Here is a 23,689-nt window from a genome sequence, read left to right as displayed (position 1 = left end):
ACATCATTCACCGCCCGGCAGCAAACGCGGCCGGGTTCTCTGTCTTCACACCAGGACTACTTTTCCAATTCCAGAATCGTGTCCCGCAAACTTGCCGCCTGCTCGAAGTCCAGCTTCTTGGCCGCGGCCCGCATCTGTTCGCGCAGGTTGCTGATGAGCTCCTGTTTTTCTTCCTTGGACATATCGGCCAGGTCAACTTCAGCAAAGGACTTGTCATCATCAGCGTTGCCATCGCTCTTGACCGCGGAAATATTATCGCGAATCGGCTTGACGATGGTCTTCGGCGTGATGCCGTGGTCTTCGTTAAACTGCTCCTGAATTTGCCGGCGCCGCTTGGTCTCGTCAATCGCACCGCGCATGGAGTCGGTAATCTTGTCCGCGTACATGATGACCCGCCCGTGCTCGTTCCGGCTGGCGCGGCCAATGGTCTGAATCAGTGACCGTTCAGCGCGCAGGAATCCTTCCTTGTCGGCGTCCAGAATCGCAATCAAGGAAACTTCAGGCACGTCAATCCCTTCACGTAGCAGGTTGATCCCGATGAGCACGTCGAACTTGCCCAGGCGCAAATCACGGATGATTTGCGTCCGCTCCAGGGTCTTGATGTCGGAGTGCAGGTACTTCACCTTGATGCCCAAGTCCTTCATGTAATCGGTCAGGTCCTCGGCCATCTTCTTGGTCAGCGTGGTCACGAAGACCCGCTCGTGCCTTTCAACCCGCTTGTTGATTTCGGAGACCAGATCATCAATCTGGCCCATAATCGGCCGCACTTCAATCTGCGGATCCAGCAGCCCGGTCGGCCGAATAATCTGTTCGGCCACGTCCTCTTTGGGTACGCGCTCTTCTTCGTACGGCCCCGGCGTGGCGGAAACGTACAGAATCTGGTTCACGCGCTCCTCGAACTCGCCAATCTTGAGCGGCCGGTTATCCAGCGCACTTGGCAGGCGGAACCCGTAATCAATCAGGGTTTGCTTCCGGGCCCGGTCACCGTTGTACATTGCCCGCACTTGCGGCATCGTCACGTGGCTTTCATCGACCATAATCAGGAAATCCTTGGGGAAGAAATCTAGCAACGTGTATGGTGGTTCGCCCGGCTTGCGGCCATCCATGTGCCGCGAGTAGTTTTCAATCCCACTCGTAAAGCCCATTTCCCGCAGCATCTCGATGTCGTAGTTCGTGCGCTGCTCCAGACGTTGGGCCTCCAGCAATTTGTTCTCACCGCGCAACTTGGCCAGCTGCTGGTTGAGTTCGGCGCTGATGCTGGCAATCGCCTTGTCCATCGCGTCATCGTTGGTCATGAAGTGCGTCGCCGGGAAGATTGCGACGTGTTCCCGTGTCCCGATGATTTCTCCGGTCAGCGCGTCCACTTCGGTAATCCGGTCAATCTCATCGCCGAAGAATTCCACCCGAATCGCGTGGTCGTCCTTGCTGGCGGGGAAAATCTCGACGACATCCCCACGCACGCGGAACCGCCCACGCTGGAAGTCAATGTCGTTGCGGTCGTACTGAATGTCCACCAACTTCCGCAGCAGCGTGTTACGGTCGATTTCTTGCCCCACGTGCAGCGAAATCAGGTGGTCGAAGTATTCCTTAGGGTCCCCTAACCCGAAGATACTGGACACCGACGCCACCACAATCGTGTCGCTGCGGGTGAGCAGGGAACTGGTGGCGGAGTGGCGCAACTGGTCGATTTCGTCGTTAATGGACGAGTCCTTTTCGATGTACGTATCGGAACTAGGCACGTACGCTTCTGGTTGGTAGTAATCATAGTACGAAACGAAATATTCGACGGCGTTGTGCGGGAAGAACTGCTTGAATTCACCGTAGAGCTGGCCGGCCAGGGTCTTGTTGTGGGACAAAATCAGCGTGGGCCGGTTCAGGTTCGCGATGACGTTACTCATGGTGAAAGTTTTCCCGGTCCCCGTTGCCCCGAGTAGAATCTGGGCCTTCTTGCCTTCTTCAAAGCCCTCAGTCAACTGCTTGATGGCCTGGGGCTGATCCCCCGCTGGCTTGTACGGTGACACCAGTTCAAACTTGCGCTGTTCACGTGTATCGTCCATGATATTCCTCCAATCTTCCGCAACTAAAAAGCGGATAATGCTCACGCACAATCCGCCTTCTGGTTTAGGACGCGGCTGGGCAGCCCGCAACAATCTTGGTGCTACCCTTCGTATGCCAAGTCTAACATAGCGAACAAACTTTCGCCACGTATCTCGTCCTGAATATTGAATAATTTATGGTCAAAATTGACGGCCTGTCCGCTGAAATGAACGGCGGCGTGAACACCAATTCACTTGCCAAATTCATGCTCATCAAGCGTTCGCATTGCGCCGCTTTGCGTAGGCAATCATGCCGATGGTGACGAGCAAAATCCCGGCAACCACCATCATGATGATGCCGCGGCCACCGGTGTGGGGCAGCACGTTCTCGGGCTTATCGCCGATGAGGTTCTCCGCGCTGTCGGCTTCGGGGTCTTCAGAAGTGCCGACTTGGACCTTGCCGCCAACATAATTGAAGGCGGTCGTGTAGCCTTTTGGCGCCTTGGTTTCAACCAAACCGTACGTCGCGTCGGTGCTGAGGCCGCTGAAGACACCATCTATGTGGCTTTCTGGTTCGCCAGTCACCCCAAATGCCCCATTTTCGTCGGAAGTGAACTTGGTGGCTGAGTTCTGGTCCGCCACCCAGGTAATCTTCTGGGACTCAGGTTCAAAGCCCTTAATCGCGGTCTTCCCATCAACCACCGCGTACAATGTGGTATCCCCGACGGTGCGGGTGATTTCAAATTCCGCACCGGCCAGAGCTGTAGTGGTGTTGTACTTGTCCACCTTCTTGAACTTCAAGAAGTAGTGGTTCTTAATGGCATCCTTAGGGTAAACGTACAGGTTTGCCGGGTACGTACCATCGCCGGCAGCATATGGCAGGCCGAGCAGGAAGTCGGCGGAAGGGTTGTAGCCCTTAGGCGTCACCGACTCGCGGAACAGGTAAACAGCGCCGCGAACGCCTGTGCTCTTGGTGGGTAGGTTTGCATTGTCATTTTCACCCGTCGTCATCGTGGCAACCGGAGTGAGTTTAGACACGTCAAAATTCTTGGCGTCCGTCTTACTACTGTCAGTGCCAACATCCCCGATATTAGTCTTGTTAATGTCATCCTTGGCCATTTCCGACCAGTACTGATCCGTCACGTCGTATACGGCACCGCTTCAGCCGCCGCTGCCGGTGCGTTTGCCGCGTGTGCTGCGCCGAGTCCCAGCGCCGCCACCACGATTGCGGCCGTCGCGGTCAGTCGCCGGCCAATCTTATTCATCATCATCATTATCTACCTCTCTTTGGATTCGAACCCGCACGCCAACCATTAGCGCGAGGGCCCCAATTATCACGCCTAAAATCAATAACCACCGGTGCCACTGGCCATCAGTTTGGGGCAAATTACCGCCAAACGTGTTCGGCAGCGACGGATGTTCTGGCGGGCTGCCCGCGGTATCCGGCAACGGCGGGCCGGGCGCACCGGCCTTGGGGTACACAGTCAATTGGCTCCGTACCCGTCCGGCCCGCACGACCGGCAAAACCACCACCACTGGCTGGACATTTTGCGCGTCCAATGTGCGCACCAGATACACCGCGTTTGCACCCGCCCTGTGTGTGGGCAGCAAAAACTCCGCCCGACCAGCACGTACAGTGCGCACGGCCACGGGGGCTTGACCCGTTAGCCTGAGCCGTGCCACCTGCTGCATCCGCGAATTTAGTGCGCTGCCGTGGGGATTGGTCCGCCAAAACTGGGCGGTCACGTCATACGCCCCAAACGTTTGCCCGTCCGCTGCCACGCAATCAATCTGAATGGCCGTCTGCGTGGCGGCCGCAGCCACCGGTCCCGCCCGCACGGCCACAAAGGCGAGTACGATCCCAAAAATCCAGGCTAGCTTGGCCTTCATTCGCGCCACCTCCCTGCATGCTTAACCTGCAGCATGACCAGCACGGCAAACCCGCCGAGCACAAACACGACCAGCGGCGCCCACCACGGATTCCCCGGGCCCCCCGTGTGTGGCATGACCGCCGCCGGTGCCGGCTCATCGTTCACCACGAGCACCAGGTTCGTCGGTGAAGTGAGTGCAAAACCGCTTGCGTAGCCATTACCTTTCTGCTGGATGCCATCGCTGATGGGCGTGCCCGTGCGGGTTTGCCACTGACCAGCAGCCGTGAGCCGGAAATAATGCGGCGTTTTATCGACCGCGTACCCGGGTGGCGCCACCGTTTCCGTGATGCTGTACTTCCCGGGAACAACCGCCGCGTTCAACTTAACGGGCGTGCCCGTATCCTGCCAATTATCGAGGTGGCGCAAAGTAAACTGCGCGCCGCTGAGCAATTCCCGGTGCCCCGTCGCGTACTTGCGCACCGTGACCGCGTACTGGGTGTTGGTCACCGCCGCTTCGTCGTCTTCGCTGGTTAGCCAGTCAATGTCGTTGTCGATGTCAACGGCATAACCGGGCGCTTGTTCCGCCGTGACGAAATACCGTAGTTTTTGACCATTGTCATCATAGGCGGGCATGGCCAGCGCCGCGCCATCCGTCCCAGTCGCCGCAAAGTATTCGTGTTCCCAATAATCATCGTCCTCGGCATCCTGGTTGGTGAGGGTCACTTGGCCCACCCAGTCTGGATCAACGCTGGCCTTGGTGCGTCGCTGCACGGTAAATAGCAGGCTGGCCGGCAACTCGGCGTTCTGCGGCACCTGCCAATGCTTATCGATTTCCAGTTCTCGCGCCGGCGCCCGCGCTGATGGCACGCCGAAGTTCACGGATGTATCCGGGTCCGCACCCACAGGCGTGAGCGTGGTTGGCCCGTTCAACTGGTACCAGTAATTCGTCTTGAAATCTGGGGTCTGCGTTTGCAGTTGCACCTGGTAATGCAGGCGCACCTCCTGCCCCGCACCGAGATTAATCCCGGTAACCGTGAGGCCGGCGGCACCCAGCTGAACGCGTGGATCCTGCGCCCCACCGTACGTGGTCACGTCGCACTGGTCGCTCACCATTTTGAATTGGGTTCCCAGCGGGTCGTGCACCTGACCATCAACAATCACGTCGGCAGTCAGTTCTTGCTCCACCAATTTAGCCTGCTCCAAGAGGTACGCGGTGATGTCTGCCGGACTCTCCGCGCGTTCAAACTCCCGCTTCCCGTTTGCGTCCGTGCTCGCAACGAGTCTAAATCTGGCCGCCACATCATCCACTGACATATCCGCCATCGGGTCGGGCTGCAACTGAATCCCGAGTGCCCGCACATCCACATTGCCCTGGATTGTGCGCGCCGTCCCGAGCGTCGCCGGCCAGGTGCTGGCAATGGTCAGCCCGTTCACGTTGTACTCGTTGGCCCGTTCCGGCAAATTATGCGCGTGCGGGTGGGTGCGGCCGGAAAAGGCTGCGGTGTTGGCCAACCCTTCCACAGCGCGATAGTTAAAGTCGGTGCCGAAGATGCGCCCGCTCGCCATTTGCGCCCCAGTCACGTGGTAGCTGTACGTCGGCACGCCGTCGGAGAGCACAATCATCATCTTGCGGGCAGCTGGCCGGCCGCCATTCAGCATCTGCTCGCCGTCCAGCATCCCCGACTGGGTGAAAGTCGCGCCGGAAAAATCCATGTTCACCAAATTATCGATGGCCGCCGTTTGCGCGTTCGAGACCGCTCCTAACGCCACCGATTTACCGTTGGTCGCGTAGGTCGGTTCGGAGAAGGTAACGGCGCCAACGTGGAGGGCTGCTTTTTGCTCCGCATTCAATGTATTCAATTGGGTCATAAATTCATGCAGGCCGACCCGCATAGCCTGGGCCTTGGTTTGCCAATCCCAGTATCCGCTGGTGTCAGCCACAAAGCCGGGATTGGCCGTTGAATAATAGTGGTACCCCAGAAAAACTTTTTTCCGGGTAAAAAATTCGTTGTGATCAGCTTTGTTGCGCATCAGCACCGTTTTGTCTGCATTAATAAAGGCCTCCATGCTGACCCGCTGATTGTTGCTGTCGCGGTACATCACGTCATCATCATCAGCATCTCGCCACCAATAATCGCCATTCTGGCCCCGATAAGCGCTGTTAATGTGTTGCAGCTGCGTGCCGGGCTTTATTTCTTCCATGCTTCCCGACACGTCGATGACAAAGACGATGTCCAGCGGCTCAATGGTCGTGGTCGTGGTTGTGCCTCCGCGTACGTTCAGGTAGACGTCATACCGCCCCGGGGTCTTGGTCTCACGGGCAAATTTGCGCACCGCATAAGCCCCCTGAGTCGAATTCCCGAACTGCCGGTAGGAATGCGTGCGGTCATCCGGATCGCCCGCCCAACTCGTCACCCCATCAGGCCGCTGTCCATCGTCGCCCTGCGCATTAATCACCGTGTCCTGGTGCGGAATTTGCCAACTCGCCGCGGGGTACGTGCCCTTCGCATCGGTCGTGTAGGTCGGCGCGCTATTTGTCGCGCTGAGTGTCCGGGCCCCGGCCGCACAAAAAATGCTGACCGTTGCGACCAGCATTAACACCATCAATCCGCGCCGCCACTTATGCACAGTAATGCCCCCTTGCCCTCGATAACACGTGTTTTTGATATCGCAGCTAGATTAACATCTTTCAACACCCCGGCAGTGCACAACGTTAACTAGCTAGACAACGTATAAATGCCGGTATCACGGGCTTTACGCACGTTCTTCCCGACATTAATATGCATAAACTGGGTCAATGGCTCAATGAAATTGCTAGTTTGAACGCACAAAAAAACACGGCCTGCGCAAATTCACGCAAACCGTGTATCATTTTTTCAACTATTCTGCAGATTCGGCAAAGGTGTTCAGCGCCGTTGCGTACTGGTGCAACTTAGCCTGGGCGTCAGCGTCACTCTTGCCCTGCACGCCGATGTAGAACTTCACCTTGGGCTCGGTGCCACTTGGACGGATGGCAATCCAGGTACCATCTTCCATGTAGTACTTGAGCACGTTAGCCTTCGGGAGGGTGATGGCGGTAGTGGTACCGTCCTCCAGCTGGGCCTGCTGGGTCAGGTAATCTTCAACCCGGGCAATCTTAACGCCGGCAAATTCGGTTGGCGCCTCTTCGCGGAAGGCCACCATGAGTGCCGCCATCTTCTTGGGCCCGGTCACCCCGGCGAATTCGAGCGAGGTCGTCTGTTCCGCGTAGTAACCGTAGCGCTGGTACAGGGCGTCAATGGCGTCGGCGAGGGTCATGCCGCGTTCCTGGTAGTAAGCCGCAACTTCGGCCAGCAGCAATGTGGACTGGACCGCATCCTTATCGCGGACAAACGGCTTGATGAGGTAGCCGTAACTTTCCTCGAATCCGAACATGAAGGTGTGGTCGCCGGTGGTTTCGTAGTGGGCAATCTGGTCGCCAATGAACTTGAAGCCCGTTTCGACGTTAATCATTGCCACGCCGTAATCCTTGCAGATGGCGTCGGCTAGTTCGGTGGAAACGAAACTCTTCACGACCGCCGCGTTGGCTGGCAGTGTGCCCGCCTGCTTGTTGGCTTCCAAAATGTAGTGCAGCAGCAAGCTAGCAATCTGGTTCCCGGTGAGCAAATGATATTCGCCATCTTTGCGTACAGCCGCACCCAGACGGTCGGCGTCGGGATCAGTGGCAATGAGCAAGTCAGCGTCCTGCTCGCGGCCCAATTTAATCGCCAGGTCGAAGGCTTCCTTGAATTCAGGGTTCGGGTGGGTCACCGTACTAAATTCTGGGTCGTAGATAGCCTGCTGGCGCACCATGGCGAAGTTGGCGAAACCGGCGTGCTGCAATGCGCGCATGACGGGCACCTTCCCCGTCCCGTGCAGTGGCGAGTAAACCAGCTTCATGGTTTTACCTACACGCCGCACCAGTTCTGGGTTCACCGTGACGGTTGCGACTGCGTCCAGGTAGGCCGCATCGATGTCTTCACCAATCAGCTGCATCAGCCCACTTGCGCGCAGTTCGGTTTCATCCGCCTGCGCAATGTTGAAGATGTCGGTGACGGCACGCACGTATTCGGTAATCTTGTCGGATGCTTCTGGTGGCAGCTGGCCGCCATCTTCACCGTACAGCTTGTAGCCGTTGTACTGCTTAGGGTTGTGGCTGGCGGTGATCATAATCCCGGCAAAAGCGTGCAGTTCCCGAACAGCAAAGGACAGCTCTGGCGTTGGCCGCAATGCGTCGAACACGTAGCTCTTGATGCCGGCAGCACCCAAAACGTGCGCACTCACATGGGCGAACAGTTCAGAATTGTGGCGGGAGTCGAAGCTAATGGCGACCCCACGCGCACAGGTTGCTGCCCCCAATTCGTTCATGTACCGCGCCAATCCAGCTGTTGCCTGCGCCACGGTGTAGATGTTCATCCGGTTGATGCCGGCTCCATACACCCCGCGCATGCCCGCCGTCCCGAATGACATTGGCACAGCAAAGGCATCCTCGCGTGCTTCCGCGTCATCCTTCTGTGCGGCAAGATCCTTTGCCAATTCTTCCGGCAAGTTGGTTTGCTTTGCCCAAACTGCATACGTATCGTCGTAACCCATATCTGCCACTCCCATTTCATTGATTTCTACTTTGTAAGTATACCCGTAATCATTGCACGGCAAAATGGCAAAATAAAAACATCCCGCCTAAATCGGCGAAATGTTTCTGAAAACGGCAATTTGATTTGTGAAAATACAAATCATACTGCCTATTTATTATTGTGGTTAAGTTGCGGTCTAAGCCTCAATTGCTTCGTCGCCCAAGCTCTGGATGTAATTGAAAACACCCTGGCCAGCAAGTCCGCCATCCCCAACGGCCGTGGTGATCTGCCGCAATGAGGTCTGACGCACGTCCCCAATGGCGAAAATGCCGGGAACGCTGGTCTCCATCTTGTCGTTCGTGATTACCCAACCATGCTCGTCGAGGACACCGAGACCGGCAAATGCGTCGGTCATTGGCTTGATCCCAACGTAGATGAACACACCGGCAGCGGGAATCGTGGTCTCTTCGCCACTGAACTTGTCCTTGTAGGTGACACCAGTGACTTCCTTGCCGTCACCCTCAACGGACTGCACGAGTCCATTCCAGATGAAGTGCATCTTGTCGTTCGCAAAAGCACGCTTCTGAATAATCTTCTGCGCCCGGAGCTGATCACGCCGGTGGATAACGGTGACGGACTTAGCGAGTTGGGTCAGGTACAAGCCTTCCTCAATCGCGGAGTCACCCCCACCAATCACAACGAGGTCCCGGTCCTTGAAGAACGCGCCATCACATACGGCACAGTATGACACACCGCGGCCAGCGTATTCTTCCTCCCCAGGAATCCCCACTTTACGGTGTTCCGCCCCGGTGGCCAAAATGACCGCCTTGGTTTCGTAGTCACCGTCATCGGTGTGCACAATCTTCGTTGCACCCAGGTCCTCGATGCCAGTCACGTTACCGTATTCGTACTCGGCACCGAACTGGGTCGCGCCCGCGTACATTTTTTCACCCAAATCTGGGCCAAGAATTGAGGAGTATCCGGGATAGTTTTCAATTGTTGCCGTGTTGTTCATCTGGCCACCGTAAATCCCGCGGTCAATCATCACAACGGACAGGTTTGCCCGGGAGGCGTAAAGCGCCGCGGTCATCCCACCTGGGCCGGCACCAATTACGACTACATCTACTTTTTTCGTCATGGAACACATCTCCAATTCATGTTCGCTTACTAATTGTAAGCTTGTCGTTAAAATGAGTATACCATCATTCTACCAAAAGTAAAGCCACGGCGGGAAACAAATCCCAAAAGCGCCCGGACGACGCGCCCCAGTTGTCCCCGCCACGCAAAAAGCGATAATAACCGCCCAAATCAAAATGGCGGTTACTATCGCTTCTAAGCTGCAAGTTTAGTAGTCGAATTCAGGCTTGGAATCGCGTTCCATCAGGGAAACAATGGTTTCACGAATTGGCTTGTTTTCGTACAGAACACCGTAGATTGCGTCGGTGATTGGCATCTCGACACCCTTCTTCTGGGCGAGTTCGTGTGCCACCTTGGCCGTGGAAACCCCTTCGACAACCTGGCCCATGTTGTCCAGAATGTCCTGCAGTGCTTCACCATGGCCCAATGCGTTACCACAGCGCCAGTTACGGGAGTGGACACTCGTCGCGGTCACAATCAAGTCACCAACCCCGGACAACCCGGAGAAGGTCAGTGGGTCAGCACCCATCGTTACCCCAAGGCGGGTGATTTCAGCAAGTCCGCGGGTGATGAGGGCGGCCTTCGTGTTGTCGCCGTAGCCCAAACCGTGGAGCGCGCCGGCACCGATAGCAATCACGTTCTTGAGTGCGGCACCCATTTCGACACCAACCACGTCCTGGTTGGTGTAGAGCCGGAAGTAACTGTTCATGAAGACCTTCTGGACGTACTGAGCTGCTTCCAGGTTGGTGGACGCTGCGGTCAAAGTGGTGATGTCCTTGGTTGAAGTGTCTTCAGCGTGGCTAGGACCAGAAATAACAACAATCCCGGAGTGGTTCTCGGCCGGAATGACTGAGGCCAGAATCTCGGAGATGCGGTCGTACGTGCCCACTTCCAGACCCTTAGCGGCGGATACCAGAACGGGCTTGTTGCCGGATTCCTTAAGCAGTGGCAGCAGCTGTTCCGCAACGCCACGGACAACGTTGGTTGGCACAACGAAGAGGATCAGGTTGGCACCATCAGTAGCGTCCTTGAGGTTTGAGGTTGCCTTGAGCCGTTCGTTGAGCTTGAAGCCTGGCAGGTAGTGCTCATTCGTGTGCTGGTCGTTCAGTTCGTGTGCATCCTTGTCGAGGTATGCCCACACGGTAACGTCATGGCCGTTATCCGTGAGTAAGTTAGCAAGAACAGTGCCCCATGACCCAGCACCTAGAACAGCAATTTTTTCAGACAAAATGTTCACTCCTTAAATTGTGAATGCGGCTTAGACCGCGTGATTATTGATTGCAGCATTGAGATTACCGGCGAGATAATCGGGCGTGTCTGCCCGGTGGCGCCGGTAAAGCCAAATGATGATTGCCCCAACGAACAGGACGATTGAAACCAGTTGTGAAACCCGGAGTCCCGGCATCAGGTACAGGCTGTCGGTGCGCATCCCTTCAACGAAGAAGCGCCCGAAACTGTACCACATTGCGTAACTCAGGAAAATTTCACCCTGCTTGAACCATCCCCGGTGGTGACGAATCGACATTATGAGGATAAACCCAATTACGTTCCATGTCGACTCAAATAAGAAAGTTGGCATGCGGTAATGGCCACCGATTAACATTTGTTGGATTATCCATTCAGGTAAATGCAACTCGTGCAGGAAGTGCAGCGAGGTAATCTGTCCGAACGCTTCCTGGTTCATGAAGTTACCCCAGCGGCCAATCGCTTGGGCAATCATGACGGTTGGCGCCGCGATGTCCAGGACCAGCCAGATGGACAGATCCTTCACCCGGCAGTACACGATGAAGACAATTGCCGCGGCGATGAGCGCCCCGTAGATGGCAATGCCCCCATTCCAAATGGCAATGATTTCGCTTGGATGCTTCGAGTAGTACGACCACTCGAAGAACACGTAGTAGGCCCGCGCCCCGATGAGGGCAAACGGCAGCGAGTACAGCACCAAGTTTAAAATGTGATCTTCCGCGACATTACGCCGCTTGGCCTCGCGAATTGCTAAAATCACGGCGAGAATCACACCACTAGCGATGATTACCCCGTACCAGTGAACCTCAAGCGGCCCCAGGTTAACGGCAATCGGGTTTAGTGCAGCAGATAGCATGTATTTCTCCTTCAGCCAAAGTCAAAGCAGCATGTGGTACCACCGTGGCTTGGATATTATTGGTGCTTAACCCCCCGCTTAATCCGCAGATTCGTTCTGCGCGATTAGCTTATTGAGGTTGGCCTCGAACTTCTTGGTGGCGTCATAGCCCATGGTCTTGGCGCGGAAGTTCATCGCCGCAACCTCGATAATAATGGCAATGTTCCGCCCAACACGAACGGGAACGGTAATCTTCGGCACTTCCACGTCAAAGATGGACTGACTCTGAACCCCGCTACCCAGGCGGTCAAAGTTCTTGTCCGGCGTCCAGTTAGCAAGGTGGACAATCAAATTAATCTGGGAGTTGGTGCGCACGGCGCCGGCCCCGAACAGGTCCATGACGTCGATAATCCCAATTCCGCGGACTTCAAGTAGGTGGGACAAAATGGCTGGGGCTTCCCCAATCAGCGTGCGCTCGTCTTGCTGGTAAACATCGACCCGATCATCAGCAATGAGCCGGTGGCCCCGCTGAATGAGTTCCAGCGCGGTTTCAGACTTACCAATCCCGGAATCCCCGGTAATCAGCACCCCGAGCCCGAAGATTTCGACCAGCACCCCGTGCAGACTCTGACGTTCAGCCAGTTCCCCGTCGAGGAAATCGGTGATGAGCGAGGACAGCCGCGTGGTTGGCAAGTTGGAGCTCAGCACTGGAATCTGGGCCGCAGCGGCCGCACTCAGCATTTCTGCTGGCGGGGTCAGGCCACGGGACACAACAAACGCCGGCGTGTCGCGCGCGCACATGCGCTTCAGCACGTCAGTCCGTTCCTCCTGCGTCATGTTGCGCGTATACGAAATTTCGGTCCGGCCGAACAACTGAATCCGTTCGTGGGGGTAATAATTGAAGTACCCGGTTAATTCCAAACCTGGACGCGAAATATCACTGACAACAATCTTGCGGTCCTGCAAATGCTCGGAGCCACTAACCACGGTGAGGTTCGCGGATTTAACCAACGTCTCGACCGTAACATAGTCAGCCATAATGATTCACCTACCCTTTTTAACTTTAACCCTAATTTTACCATACCCACGTGTCCCTGGGCCATAATTCCGTATTTCGCAATTCGCCGCGGGCATAAAAAAAGCAGGACCCGTAAGTCCTGCTTGGCCGCACTTAGAAATCATCCCAACTGTCAGGATGGTTTGACTGGTGGTGCGGCTTCTTCACGTCCTTTTCCTGCACGTTATGCAGTTCACGCCGCTGCGTATGTTGCTGCGGGTGCGTGTTGTGGAACTGGCTGGCTCTGTACGGGTTGCGCGTGCGCTTACGTGGTTGCCGGTCGCGCCGCAGCCAGAAGAGCACTGCAATCAGAATCAATGCGGGGACGAAAAGCATCTTGACCAGCACCGCGACGAGCGCGAATGCGAGGCCCAGAACGATTAATACCCCAAGGATGAGGAGTGGGATAACTAATAGTGGCAAATTGTCGTCTCCTAACTATCTTACTTACTTATTCAGGTCGGTATCCTTGAGCAGGATATCCCCCGTCACCGTGCTGATGTTAACCGTGGCGAGCGTTGCGCCGGGACGGTCAAAGTCGAGCGTGTGCATCAACTTGTTGGGCGTCTTCACGTCCTGCATCCGGGAGCGGATACTCCCGAAGCGGGTCTTGGCGTGGCCGGAAATGCCTTGTTCGAGCGGCAGCGCCAATTTGACGTCGCCATTAACACTGGTGGCAGCCACACTCGCAAGTGGCTTGCTAATGGTTACTTTAGCATCCCCATTCACCGTTGTCAGCTTCAAACTGTTCGACTGACCGGCAAACCGGGTGTCGCCATTAACCGTGGAGAGCACGGCGGTCTTCAAGGCACTGTCCACCGCCTTGACGCTCCCATTCACGTTCTCGGCTTCGAGCATGACCGCGTGGGTGTTGCGGAAGCGCAGATCCCCGTTGGTGGTCTTCACGAAGAAGTCCTTCCCGTGAATGTCCTCGAAGTTAATGTTACCGTTCAGGGTGCGGGCTGCCAGGTGGTCAAACTCACGGCGCGGCAAGCTGATGGTCAAGTTAGCTTCAATCCGCTTGTTAGGTACCTGGAAGATAAAGCTGTCGTCATCAGCTTCAATCCGGCTCCGCTCACTGAAAGCGGTGAAGGGGTCGCCTTCAACCTTACCGAACAGGCGGACATTCGCAATCACCTGGATGTCATCCTTGTCCCACGTGTTGAAGTGCACGTCCCCGTTGGCCACGTTCACGTCGACCACCGTTGCGGCGTTCTTTTCGAAGTTGAAGGTGTGGGTGAAGCGCTGGGTGACAATCCCTGGCACCCGCACCGTAACGTCCTTCCAGTCCACGTTGTCAATCACGGACTTAGCCGTCTTCTTGACGATGGAACCAATCTGACTGGTGGCGTCGGAAACGGTCTTGCCGAGATCGGCAGTTGCGCTCTTGACCTGTTCCTGCCAGTCATCAGGCAGCACCTTGTCGAAGCTGGCGTGCACCTGGTGCTTGCGCAGGTCGCGTTCAAGATCGCTGAGTTCCTGCTTGGCGTTAACCCGCTCTTCTTCAAGCGCGGTGGCCTTGGCCGTCAATTCCTTGTTCTGGCCCTTGAGACTGAGGCGTGCTTCCGCCTTGTCCGGCGTCAGCGTGTCGAGGTCTTCCATCGTGTCGTAAACGATAATCTGTTCGTCGTTTGCGGCAATCTGGCGACGCAGGTTTGCCAACTCGTCCGTAGTGGTGTCGAGCTTGGTCTTGGCTGCGGCCCGCTTGCTTTCGAGTTCGTCCAGGGCGCTGTCATGTGCTTCAGGCTGCGCGGCTTCTTCTGGCTGCTTCACCGGTGCTTCAGGTTCAGCTGGCGTGCCCGCTGGTTCCTTGCCCTGTTTGGCCAGGTTTTCAAGCAAAACCAGACCCTCTTCACTAGATAAAATGCCTTTTTTTACTAAGTCTAAAATCCGTTCACGTTCGTTCATTGATATGACCCTCCATTTTGCTGGTTCATTCGATAAGTCTATTATGCAAGTCCCGCGTGAAAAAAACATAGGGCCAAAGGTTGATATTTTTGTCGGCAGCTGGTCCGAGAAACTACCGTGCATGCACAAATGGCAGCTGCACCAAATGCAGCCGCCACCAGTTTAAAACTTATCTTCGTCGGTACTGGAGTTCAGTTCAACCAGTTTGCCCGTCTTCAGGTATACAATCCATTCACAGATATTCGTCACGTAATCCCCGATGCGTTCCAAATACGAGGCCACCAGCATGTAGTCCATGCCCCCAACAATCGTGTCCTTGTCTTCCTTCATGTTCTGAATGCACTCAGTGTAGATTTGGCGTGAGTAATCATTAATCCCGTGATCCTCGGTGGCAATCGCCCGGGCCCGCGATTCGTCGTCGTGGACATACGCGTCGAGCACCTCATCGGACATCTTCTTGACCGCATCCGACATCTTGTGCAGGTGCGCCTCAATACTAGGCACACGCGTGTTGCCCTTAACCCGAATGGTGGACTTAGCAATCGAAACGGCATGGTCCCCCATGCGTTCCAAATCTGAGCTTGCCTTCATCGCCGTCACCACCAGCCGTAAGTCAGACGTCACGGGCTGCTGCAGGGCAATGAGCTCAAAGCAGCGTTTTTCAAGGCTCATCTGCCGTTCGTTAATCAGGTGATCGTGATCAATTACTTGCCGGGCTAATTCCTTATCGTGGTTGATGAACGCCTTGGCCGACTTGTACACGGCGGCGTTCACCATCATTCCGAGCTCGGAGAAATCAACGTGCAGGTTTTCGAGTTCCTGACTGAATTCTTGACGCATTGTGGGGGTCCTCCTATCCGCGGGCCGCGACTATCCGAAACGGCCACTGATATAATCTTCAGTTTCTTTTTTGTCTGGATTCATGAAAATCTTCTTGGTTGGGGCGTATTCAATCAAGTTCCCCTGCAGGAAAAATGCGGTCCGGTCGGAAATTCGTGAAGCCTGGTGCATGTTGTGGGTCACAATAATAATCGTGTACTGCTCCCGTAATTCAAGCAGCATATTCTCAATCTGGGTCGAGGAAATGGGGTCGAGTGCACTGGTCGGTTCGTCCATCAAAATCACTTCGGGTTCAACCGCCAGTACCCGCGCAATGGCGACACGCTGCTGCTGGCCCCCGGATAAACCGAGCGCTGAATCATGCAGCTTGTCCTTAACCTCATCCCACAAGGCCGCCTGCCGCAGTGATTTTTCCACCGCCGCATCGAGCACGGCGCGGTCCTTCACGCCGGCCAGCCGCAGCCCGTAGATGACATTCTCGTAAATGCTAAACGGAAATGGGACTGGCTGCTGGAACACCATGCCCACGCGCTTGCGCAATTGCACGACGTCCGTATCTCCGGCGTAGATGTCCTGGCCGTCCAGCCGAATATCGCCAGTGACCTTGGCCGTATCAATCAGGTCGTTCATGCGGTTCAAACAACGCAGGAAGGTCGACTTACCGCAGCCACTGGGGCCAATCATCGCCGTGATTTCACCGCGGTTGAATTCAAGGTTAATGCCGTGTAGTGCTTCAAATTCGCCGTAGTGCAGTCGTACATCCTTGGCGGTAATAATTGGTTCAGCCATCTTGCTGTCCTCCATCGTTAATTATACCCGGTACTTAGCCGAAATGACCAGCAACGTAATCATCCGTAGCCTGAATCTTTGGCCGGGTGAAGATTCGCCGTGTTTCGTCGTATTCCACGCAGTCGCCATTGTAGAAAAAGGCGGTGTAGTCACTAATCCGCGCGGCCTGCTGCATGTTGTGGGTTACGATAATAATCGTGTATTTGTCCCGCAGCTGCATCATGGTGTCTTCAACCGCGGCGGTAGAAATCGGATCCAGCGCGCTGGCAGGTTCATCCATGAGTAAAACGTCCGGTTGCATGGCAATCGCGCGGGCAATGCACAGGCGCTGCTGCTGGCCCCCGGACAGTGCCTGGGCGCTTTGGTGCAGCTTATCCTTGACTTCATCCCACAAGGCCGCCTGCTTTAGACTGGTCTCAACGGCTTCGTCCAGCACCTGCTTGTCCTTCTCGCCAAAGCGCTTGAGGGCAAAGGTGATGTTATCATAAATCGATTTGGCGAACGGGTTGGGCCGCTGGAACACCATCCCGATGTGTTTGCGCATCTCGTACACGTCGATGCCCTTCGCGTTGATATCTAAGTCGCGGTACATAATCTTACCCGTCACCCGACTCCCATCAACGGTGTCGTTCATCCGGTTCAGGGACCGCAAAAAGGTCGACTTCCCCGAACCACTGGGGCCAATCAGTGCGGTAATCTTGTAGCGTTCAAAGGGCAAGCTCACGCCGTGCACCGCCTCTTTGGTCCCGTAGAACACGCGCAAGTCTTCGGTGCTTAAGGCCAGTTCGGCATCTTGCGGTAATTCACGAATAAAAGTTTCTTGGTTAGTCATCAATAATTCCTCCGGGCACACCGGCAATTCCGGCACACTACTAAGCTGCAGTCATCTTCTTGTGCAGTAATTTACCAATGTAGCGGGCCCCGAAGTTGAACAGCAGGACCACGATAATCAGAACCGCACTGGCGCCAGCTGACACCGCAGCGGCATCGGGCTGAATCCCTTCTGAGTTGATCTTCCAAATGTGCACCGCCAGGGTTTCGGCCGGCCGAAACGGAGACAGCGGACTGGAAATAGAGAGCGGGTTCCAGTTGGTGAAGTCCAGCGCAGGGGCACTCTGGCCCGCCGTGTAGATGAGCGCGGCGGCTTCACCGAACACGCGCCCGGCGCCGAGCACCATCCCGGACACAATGCCGGGTAGTGCTTCGGGAATCACCACGTGCGTGACGGTTTCCCACCGCGACAGCCCGAGAGCCAGACCGGCTTCACGCTGGGCGAAGTTCACCTGGCGCAGTGCGTCTTCAACGTTCCGGGTCAACAGTGGCAAGTTGAAGACAGTCAAAGCAAGCGCCCCACTCAAAATGGAGAAGCCCATCTTCCACTGCAACACGAAAATCAGGAAGCCGAACAACCCAACCACCACGGACGGCAAGCTGCTCAGGATTTCGATCGAAGTCCGCACCACGTCGGTCACCCAGTTCTTGCGGGCGTATTCCGCCAGGTAAATCCCGGCGCCCATGGCCAGCGGCACGGAAATCAGCATGGACAAAATGAGCAGGTAAAACGAGTTAAACAGCTGGTAGGCAATCCCGCCCCCAGCTTCGAAGGCCTTAGCCGGGCTAGTCAGGAAGTGCCAGGAAATCTGTGGTACTCCGCGGAAGAGGATGTAACCGAGCAAGCTCGCGAGAATGAGCACGATGACCCCGGCTAGAGCGTCAATGACGGCCGTTGCAATTTTGTCTGCACGTTTTGCACCCATTACTTCATCTCCCCTCGTTTACCAATCCAGCGCACGACCAAGTTGAACGCCAGGGACATCAGCAGCAAGAGCAAGGCTAATGACCACAACGCGTTGTTTTCCAAACTACCCATGACCGTGTTCCCAATCCCGCTGGTCAGAACTGAAGTCAACGTGCTTGCGGGACTAATCAGGTTCGTCGGCATCAGCGCGGCGTTCCCGATTACCATCTGCACGGCTAGCGCTTCACCGAACGCGCGGGCCATCCCGAAGACAATCCCGGTCAAGATGCCGGGCATGGCTGCACGCAAGATGACCTTGTAAATCGTCTGCCAACGGGTCGCCCCGAGTGCCAGGGACGCTTCCCGGTAGCGCCGCGGCACGGCCTTAATCGCTTCAATCGTCATTGAGGTGACGGTGGGCAGAATCATGACGAACAGGACGAACATCCCCGCCAGAATCCCAAACCCAGTGCCGCCGAAAACGTGGCGAATGAAGGGTACGACCACGGTCAGACCGATGAACCCGTACACAACTGACGGAATGCCGACCAGCAAGTCAATCACCGGCTGGAGAATCTTCCCGCCCCACTTGGGGGCAATCTCGGTCATGAACAAGGCCGCCCCGATGGCAAATGGGGTCGCAATCAACGCGGACAGGAAGGTTACGCCAAAACTGCCGACAATCATCGGCAACGCCCCGGTCTTCGGCACCCCGGAAGCATCCGTTGTTCCAGGCGCCCACGCTGTTTTACTCAGGAAGCTCCACAGATTGACCCCGTCCTTGGTGAAGGTGGCAATCCCGCGACTAGCCACAAACCAGAAGATGGCGGCCACAACCACCACAATCAGCGTGATGCAGCTCAGGCTAATCAGTTTGCCCATTGTTTCGGTGCGTGCGGCCCGCGACTTTTTTTGCAGAGCCTGCCGAATTTCATCATTTTGCATCTTTGTCACCTCCACTACTTCAGGTTGGTTACGTGGCCGTCTGCGTCCCGTTCAATCAGCATATCGGCTACCGGAATGTAACCCATCCCCGTCACCAGTTTCTGCTGAATATGGTCACTTAACATGTACTTGAGGAACTTTTTCGTTAACGCGTCACGCTTTTTTTGCGTGTACATGTGCTCGTACGCCCAGATTTGCCACTTACCAGTCGTGACGTTCTTGGCGGTTGGCTGCACACCATCCACGTTCATCGTCTTCACGGTCTTGTCGGCGTAAGAAAACGCGACGTACGAAATCGCCCCCGGGGTACTGGCCACAATCTGGCGGACCATCCCCGTGGAATCCTGTTCCTGCGCCGCGAGCGCGGGTTGCCCCGCCATCACCCACTTCTCGAAGGTGGCGCGGGTCCCGGAACCCTGCGCCCGGTTCACGAGCACAATCTTCTGGTTCTGACCGCCCACCTGCTTCCAGTTGGTGATGGTCCCGGTGAAAATCCCGCGCAGCTGCTTCATCGTCAGGTTCTGCACCTTAATGCCGCGGTTCACAATCGGGGTAATCCCCACCACCGCAACCTTGTGATCCACAAGCTTGCTGGCATTAATGCCGGTTTTTTCGCTCGCGAATACATCAGAATTCCCGATGGCCACGGCGCCCTCTTGAATCTGGGACAGGCCCGTACCGGAACCCCCGCCCTGAACGTTAATGAAAACTCCGGGCCGACTACTGGTGTATTCCTCGCTGGCCGCTTCCACGAGCGGCTGCAGGGCCGAACTACCAACTACCGTAATTGACTCGCCCTGATCCGTTTTGCAACCAGTCAGACCAAGAGTCAACACCATCAATGTGAACAAGCCAATCACTATGTTGCGCGTCCGCATACGGTCCACCTCCAATTCATTATTATGATAATAACAAGTTTATGTAACGGTCATTTGGAAGCAATGTAAAGGTTCAGTAAAAGACGGGCCAAATGCGTTAATTATCACGCTTTACCGTGCTTGTTTCATTGATGAAAGCGGGTAGTTTTAGACCAAAAAAGCCGGTAAGCAGCGTCATTTAACGCTAACTTACCGGCGACCAAATCCTATTCTTTAGGGCACAACAACCGTGAAGGTGGTGCCGACATTCAGCTCGCTGTGCAAACTGATACTACCGCCCAGTGCCCGGACGGCTTCAGCAGTAATGGCTAGGCCCAGGCCCGTGCCCCCATTGTTGCGACTACGGGCTTTATCGACCCGGTAAAACCGCTCAAAGACGCGCTGCTGGTCAGCTTCAGGAATCCCAATCCCGGTGTCCGCAACACTAAACCGAAAACCAGCTGTTTCCGGCTGCACCACCACTTTGACCACCCCGTGCTCCCGATTATAGAAAACCGCATTATCAATCAGGTTACGCACAATCTGGGTGATACGGCCCGGCGAACTGGTGACTAATAGTTCAGTGGGCATGGTGACGTCGATTTTGACGTGCTTTTTGTCCGCCACCTTCTGCAAGTTGTTGACGGTGGTTTGCACAATCTCGGCCACATTCACCGTTTTCCGCTCTTCCGTTGCGGGATTGCGTTGCAGGGTCAAGATATCGTTAATCAAGGTGGTGAGGCGCCGCGCTTCTTTTTGAATAATCTCCAGGAACTGCGTCAACGCAGCGGGATCATCCTTCGCCCCACCCAGCAGCGTTTCCGCGAAACCACTGATGGCCGTTACGGGAGTCTTGAGCTCGTGGCTGACGTTGGCAACGAAATCAGCCTGCATCTTCTCCACGTGGTGAATCTCCGTTAAGTCATAGAGAATCACCAGCACTTGAGCCACCTGGTTGTCATCACGGATTGCCACAATCGACGCGTCAACGGTCTTCCCTGTGGCGTCTAACGTCAGCTCCCGGTGCTCGCTCACGCCGCTAGCCAGGACCGCTTCAATGCTGTGCACCAACTCGTATTCCTTGACGTCATCCACGTACGGGTGCTCGGATTCACCAATCACAATGCCGAGCAAATCCCCGCATGCCGGGTTTGCCAGCACCACGTTACGGTCCGCATCAATCAGCATCACCCCTTGGGGCAAATAATCCAGCAGGCGGGCAAACCGCGCGCTGCGGACTCGCATGTGCCGACGCATTGACGCCAGCGCCTCGTTCAACTGCTGGGTCTCCCGCACGAGACCGAAAATCCGCGAATGTTGCGTCACGAGAACCGGCTGGGCCACCTGACCCACGCGCATGGCGTGCAGCGCCGTTTGCAGGGACAATAATTCCTGACGCAATTTGCGGTCCGCATGCACCCGCAGGCCCAGCAGCATGATGATCAACAACCAGTAGAGCAGCGCGGCGCTCACTACCAGCTTGGGCGCAACCGTCATCAGGCTCTGCCGCGGCTGGGTAATCGCAACCAGTTCACCATCAACTTCTGCGCGGTAAACCAGCTCTGCCTTGCCATGGGGGTGGATGAGATCAAACGAGTTGGCCCGCGGGGCGTGGCCGCTCACGGTGTGGCTGCGCAAATCGCGTGCCCGCAACGAGTTGCCGGCCAAATCCACAATGTGCAGGTCACCCTTCGTGGGCACGGTGTCCTTGGTAATCACCGTGGCAATTGATTTCAACGCCTCCCGCTGATGCTGGTGTACCGCCTCGTTTGCCCCGAAGCCGAGGGCAAAAAAGCCCACTATCGCTAGCAGACTTAACAGGATTAATCTTCGCCGTTCGTGTTTAAGCATCCGTTGGTTCCTCCAGCTGGTAGCCAAAACCGCGAATCGTCCGCAGGTAGCGCGGGTTCTTCGTGTCGGGTTCCAGCTTGTCACGCAGGTGGCTAATCTGAATGTCGACCATCCGCGTGTTGCCGGTAAACTCGGCGCCCCACACTTTTTCTAACAGTTGATCGCGGCTGAGTGTCTGCCCGACGTTGCGGGCAAAACACGCCAGTAACCGGAACTCGGTCGGCGTGAGGTCCAGCTTGCGGCCATCAACCTCCGCCTTGTGGGCCACGGTATCGATGGCCAGGCCACCCACCCGCAAATTAGTGGCGCCCGTGCGCGGTTTCTCAGCTACCCGCCGACTAATGGCCTTGATGCGTGCAATCACTTCCCGCGGCGAAAACGGCTTGGTGACGTAATCGTCGGCGCCCAGTTCAAGGCCGATAATCTTGTCCATTTCTTCGTCCTTGGCCGTGAGCATGATGATGGGCGTGTGGACCCCGGCCTCACGCAGCCGCCGCGTCACCCCATAACCGTCCAGTTTGGGGAGCATCAGGTCGAGCAAGATGCACTGGAAGTCCGTCGCAATGGCCTTATTCACCGCTTCCAACCCGTCACTGGCTGTGGTCACACTGTACTTAGCTTGTTCCAAGTTGTACTGAAGCAAGGTGACAATCGCGGGTTCATCGTCAACAACAAGAATTTTGTCCACCGTTAATCCTCCTCCGGAAATGTGATGATGCCGAGCATGTGTGGTGCACCCTGGAAAATTGCCGTTTCGGTTAAGCGAATCTGACCGTCAAATCCGCGTACGCGTAAGTGGCAGAAGGTTCCCAGGTTCTGCGTCGCGGCATAAAGGTCGCTGCTGCTGGGCACATCCCGTCCGTTGCACTGCAAAATCGTATCCCCCGGACGCAATTGCATCTTGGCCGCGGGGGTTCCCGCCTGCACCGCCAGCACGCGCACACCGCCGGCAGCGGGCGCAATCGCTGGTCGCTGATATCGCGCCATGAGGCACACAATGAGGCCAAACACACTCACCTCAGCCACCATGAGGAGCACCATCCCCGCACCGAGCAACCCCGCACGGCCCAGAATGCCCAAAACGAGTGTCGCCAGGCCCACGATGCCGGACGTCCACGCGTCCCGGCGCAAAAGTACCTGCGCTGATGGCTGGCGGTGCCGAAAACCCAAGCCCAAAAAGGCTGGCAGCAAGGTTAGAGCAATCGTGGTTCCGCCAAGACTGATATGTGGCCACCACGCGATGTTGCTGACCAGGTTGTAGGGAATTGGCACCACGAGTGGCAGCCAAACCCGTTGCTGCACCACGTACTGCACCCACGTCCGGCCGTGGCGGCTAAACAGGCGCGGTGAGCTGGCGAACGGCAATACAATGTCACTGACCGCTGCCAGCAGTGTCAGTGCGCCGACGATGATGGCAAAATTTGGTGCCCAGGAAATAAGCGGCACGCGGGTGGTGTGGAGGAGCAACCGCCAAACACCATTAGGTACAACTGCCACGATGAGCCCGGTCAGGCCCAGCAAGACGGGCAGGTACTGCGGCAGAATTGCCAGAATGAGCCCGATAATGCCCAGACCCACGATTGAAGCCGGTGTGAGCCACGTGTGGGTCAGTAGCAATAACCCGCTGAGCATAATTCCGGGGACAATCCCCAGTAGCCAATACCGCGGCGTCTCCGTGGTGTCCGGCTTAACCGCCATCCGGAACTGCCGGCGCTCTGTCACCACCCGCCGTCCGGCCACCATGGCCGTCAGGAGACCCATGAGTGCGGTCGCGCAGATAAAAATAATGATTAGTAACCAGTTTGCATCCACCATGCGTCCTCCAACATTTGCAACATTTTCCCCTTAAGTATACCAGCTAGATTCGCGACTTGCCGCTAGAAAAACAAAATCCGCACCTGCGGAATGCGCAGGCACGGATCTTGAGGAAATATGGGTCTACACTTTCTGGTGTTGGAGATTTTTCTCCAACTCAGAGGTGTAGGCCC

Annotated in this window: 21 protein-coding genes; all 21 read right to left on the bottom strand. The window is 56.1% G+C overall.

Features of this window, described 5'->3' with window-relative positions:
- Positions 1–56: 56 nt before the first annotated feature.
- Complete coding sequence (gene uvrB, locus FC18_RS00385) at positions 57–2,057, bottom strand: excinuclease ABC subunit UvrB (RefSeq protein ID WP_056975275.1); 2,001 nt, start codon at positions 2,055–2,057, stop codon at positions 57–59.
- Between the two features lie 252 nt (positions 2,058–2,309).
- Positions 2,310–3,179 (bottom strand): SpaA isopeptide-forming pilin-related protein, encoded by an 870-nt coding sequence (locus tag FC18_RS00380; RefSeq protein WP_056975274.1) that lies wholly within the window; start codon positions 3,177–3,179, stop codon positions 2,310–2,312.
- A complete protein-coding gene (locus FC18_RS12355) occupies positions 3,176–3,310 on the bottom strand; it encodes a hypothetical protein (RefSeq protein ID WP_263849225.1) in 135 nt (44 codons plus the stop codon). The genes FC18_RS00380 and FC18_RS12355 overlap by 4 nt, the downstream gene beginning before the upstream one ends.
- Positions 3,294–3,926 (bottom strand): pilin N-terminal domain-containing protein, encoded by a 633-nt coding sequence (locus FC18_RS00375; RefSeq protein ID WP_054676687.1) that lies wholly within the window; start codon positions 3,924–3,926, stop codon positions 3,294–3,296. Before FC18_RS00375 ends, FC18_RS12355 begins: the two co-directional genes overlap by 17 nt.
- Positions 3,923–6,535 carry a SpaA isopeptide-forming pilin-related protein gene (locus FC18_RS00370; RefSeq protein WP_156660846.1) on the bottom strand — a complete coding sequence of 871 codons (2,613 nt, stop codon included), beginning with the start codon at positions 6,533–6,535 and terminating at the stop codon, positions 3,923–3,925. Before FC18_RS00370 ends, FC18_RS00375 begins: the two co-directional genes overlap by 4 nt.
- Before the next feature lie 252 nt (positions 6,536–6,787).
- Positions 6,788–8,518, bottom strand: a complete 1,731-nt coding sequence (locus FC18_RS00365) for a phospho-sugar mutase (RefSeq protein WP_056975272.1) — start codon at positions 8,516–8,518, stop codon at positions 6,788–6,790.
- Positions 8,519–8,695: 177 nt separating this feature from the next.
- Entirely contained in the window at positions 8,696–9,637 is a 942-nt protein-coding gene (gene trxB, locus FC18_RS00360; protein WP_054676692.1) for a thioredoxin-disulfide reductase, read from the bottom strand.
- 207 nt (positions 9,638–9,844) lie between these two features.
- Entirely contained in the window at positions 9,845–10,864 is a 1,020-nt protein-coding gene (locus FC18_RS00355) for an NAD(P)H-dependent glycerol-3-phosphate dehydrogenase (RefSeq protein WP_056975271.1), read from the bottom strand.
- Between the two features lie 30 nt (positions 10,865–10,894).
- Positions 10,895–11,737 (bottom strand): prolipoprotein diacylglyceryl transferase, encoded by an 843-nt coding sequence (lgt, locus tag FC18_RS00350; RefSeq protein ID WP_054676696.1) that lies wholly within the window; start codon positions 11,735–11,737, stop codon positions 10,895–10,897.
- Positions 11,738–11,815: 78 nt separating this feature from the next.
- Positions 11,816–12,754 carry an HPr(Ser) kinase/phosphatase gene (gene hprK / locus FC18_RS00345; RefSeq protein WP_054676699.1) on the bottom strand — a complete coding sequence of 313 codons (939 nt, stop codon included), beginning with the start codon at positions 12,752–12,754 and terminating at the stop codon, positions 11,816–11,818.
- A gap of 133 nt (positions 12,755–12,887) precedes the next feature.
- Entirely contained in the window at positions 12,888–13,196 is a 309-nt protein-coding gene (locus FC18_RS00340; RefSeq protein ID WP_054676703.1) for a hypothetical protein, read from the bottom strand.
- 24 nt (positions 13,197–13,220) lie between these two features.
- On the bottom strand, positions 13,221–14,681 hold the full coding sequence (gene liaX / locus FC18_RS00335) for a daptomycin-sensing surface protein LiaX (protein ID WP_056975270.1): 1,461 nt from the start codon (positions 14,679–14,681) through the stop codon (positions 13,221–13,223).
- 162 nt (positions 14,682–14,843) lie between these two features.
- The gene (gene phoU, locus FC18_RS00330; protein WP_056975269.1) at positions 14,844–15,521 is read right to left on the bottom strand and encodes a phosphate signaling complex protein PhoU; all 678 of its coding nucleotides are present in this window, start codon (positions 15,519–15,521) and stop codon (positions 14,844–14,846) included.
- Between the two features lie 30 nt (positions 15,522–15,551).
- Positions 15,552–16,310: a phosphate ABC transporter ATP-binding protein PstB gene (pstB, locus tag FC18_RS00325; RefSeq protein ID WP_054676710.1), complete on the bottom strand. Its 759-nt coding sequence runs from the start codon at positions 16,308–16,310 to the stop codon at positions 15,552–15,554.
- A 34-nt stretch (positions 16,311–16,344) separates the two neighbouring features.
- The gene (gene pstB / locus FC18_RS00320) at positions 16,345–17,142 is read right to left on the bottom strand and encodes a phosphate ABC transporter ATP-binding protein PstB (protein ID WP_056975268.1); all 798 of its coding nucleotides are present in this window, start codon (positions 17,140–17,142) and stop codon (positions 16,345–16,347) included.
- A gap of 40 nt (positions 17,143–17,182) precedes the next feature.
- Positions 17,183–18,067: a phosphate ABC transporter permease PstA gene (pstA, locus tag FC18_RS00315; protein WP_054676715.1), complete on the bottom strand. Its 885-nt coding sequence runs from the start codon at positions 18,065–18,067 to the stop codon at positions 17,183–17,185.
- On the bottom strand, positions 18,067–18,993 hold the full coding sequence (gene pstC, locus FC18_RS00310) for a phosphate ABC transporter permease subunit PstC (RefSeq protein WP_054676718.1): 927 nt from the start codon (positions 18,991–18,993) through the stop codon (positions 18,067–18,069). Before pstC ends, pstA begins: the two co-directional genes overlap by 1 nt.
- A gap of 14 nt (positions 18,994–19,007) precedes the next feature.
- Positions 19,008–19,871, bottom strand: coding sequence for a phosphate ABC transporter substrate-binding protein PstS family protein (locus tag FC18_RS00305; protein ID WP_056975267.1), 864 nt, complete (start codon positions 19,869–19,871; stop codon positions 19,008–19,010).
- Positions 19,872–20,084: 213 nt separating this feature from the next.
- Entirely contained in the window at positions 20,085–21,701 is a 1,617-nt protein-coding gene (gene pnpS / locus FC18_RS00300) for a two-component system histidine kinase PnpS (protein ID WP_054676720.1), read from the bottom strand.
- Positions 21,694–22,389, bottom strand: coding sequence for a response regulator transcription factor (locus tag FC18_RS00295; RefSeq protein ID WP_056975266.1), 696 nt, complete (start codon positions 22,387–22,389; stop codon positions 21,694–21,696). Before FC18_RS00295 ends, pnpS begins: the two co-directional genes overlap by 8 nt.
- A 2-nt stretch (positions 22,390–22,391) precedes the next feature.
- Complete coding sequence (locus FC18_RS00290; RefSeq protein ID WP_054676723.1) at positions 22,392–23,516, bottom strand: PDZ domain-containing protein; 1,125 nt, start codon at positions 23,514–23,516, stop codon at positions 22,392–22,394.
- Between the last annotated feature and the right edge of the window lie 173 nt (positions 23,517–23,689).

This window comes from Lacticaseibacillus sharpeae JCM 1186 = DSM 20505 (assembly GCF_001436225.1).
GTDB classification, from domain to species: Bacteria; Bacillota; Bacilli; order Lactobacillales; family Lactobacillaceae; genus Lacticaseibacillus; species Lacticaseibacillus sharpeae.
The sequence above is the reverse complement of the archived record's forward strand: the minus strand, read 5'-3'. Positions and strand labels throughout refer to the sequence as shown.

Excerpts from the sequence above, each read along its gene's own strand:
- FC18_RS00375 (WP_054676687.1), bottom strand. The coding sequence starts at position 3,926 with ATGAAGGCCAAGCTAGCCTGGATTTTTGGGATCGTACTCGCCTTTGTG.
- lgt (WP_054676696.1), bottom strand. The coding sequence starts at position 11,737 with ATGCTATCTGCTGCACTAAACCCGATTGCCGTTAACCTGGGGCCGCTT.
- pstB (WP_054676710.1), bottom strand. The coding sequence starts at position 16,310 with ATGGCTGAACCAATTATTACCGCCAAGGATGTACGACTGCACTACGGC.
- pstB (WP_056975268.1), bottom strand. The coding sequence starts at position 17,142 with ATGACTAACCAAGAAACTTTTATTCGTGAATTACCGCAAGATGCCGAA.
- FC18_RS12355 (WP_263849225.1), bottom strand. The coding sequence starts at position 3,310 with ATGATGATGATGAATAAGATTGGCCGGCGACTGACCGCGACGGCCGCA.
- uvrB (WP_056975275.1), bottom strand. The coding sequence starts at position 2,057 with ATGGACGATACACGTGAACAGCGCAAGTTTGAACTGGTGTCACCGTAC.
- phoU (WP_056975269.1), bottom strand. The coding sequence starts at position 15,521 with ATGCGTCAAGAATTCAGTCAGGAACTCGAAAACCTGCACGTTGATTTC.
- trxB (WP_054676692.1), bottom strand. The coding sequence starts at position 9,637 with ATGACGAAAAAAGTAGATGTAGTCGTAATTGGTGCCGGCCCAGGTGGG.
- pnpS (WP_054676720.1), bottom strand. The coding sequence starts at position 21,701 with ATGCTTAAACACGAACGGCGAAGATTAATCCTGTTAAGTCTGCTAGCG.
- pstC (WP_054676718.1), bottom strand. The coding sequence starts at position 18,993 with ATGCAAAATGATGAAATTCGGCAGGCTCTGCAAAAAAAGTCGCGGGCC.
- liaX (WP_056975270.1), bottom strand. The coding sequence starts at position 14,681 with ATGAACGAACGTGAACGGATTTTAGACTTAGTAAAAAAAGGCATTTTA.
- hprK (WP_054676699.1), bottom strand. The coding sequence starts at position 12,754 with ATGGCTGACTATGTTACGGTCGAGACGTTGGTTAAATCCGCGAACCTC.
- FC18_RS00290 (WP_054676723.1), bottom strand. The coding sequence starts at position 23,516 with ATGGTGGATGCAAACTGGTTACTAATCATTATTTTTATCTGCGCGACC.
- FC18_RS00305 (WP_056975267.1), bottom strand. The coding sequence starts at position 19,871 with ATGCGGACGCGCAACATAGTGATTGGCTTGTTCACATTGATGGTGTTG.
- FC18_RS00365 (WP_056975272.1), bottom strand. The coding sequence starts at position 8,518 with ATGGGTTACGACGATACGTATGCAGTTTGGGCAAAGCAAACCAACTTG.
- pstA (WP_054676715.1), bottom strand. The coding sequence starts at position 18,067 with ATGGGTGCAAAACGTGCAGACAAAATTGCAACGGCCGTCATTGACGCT.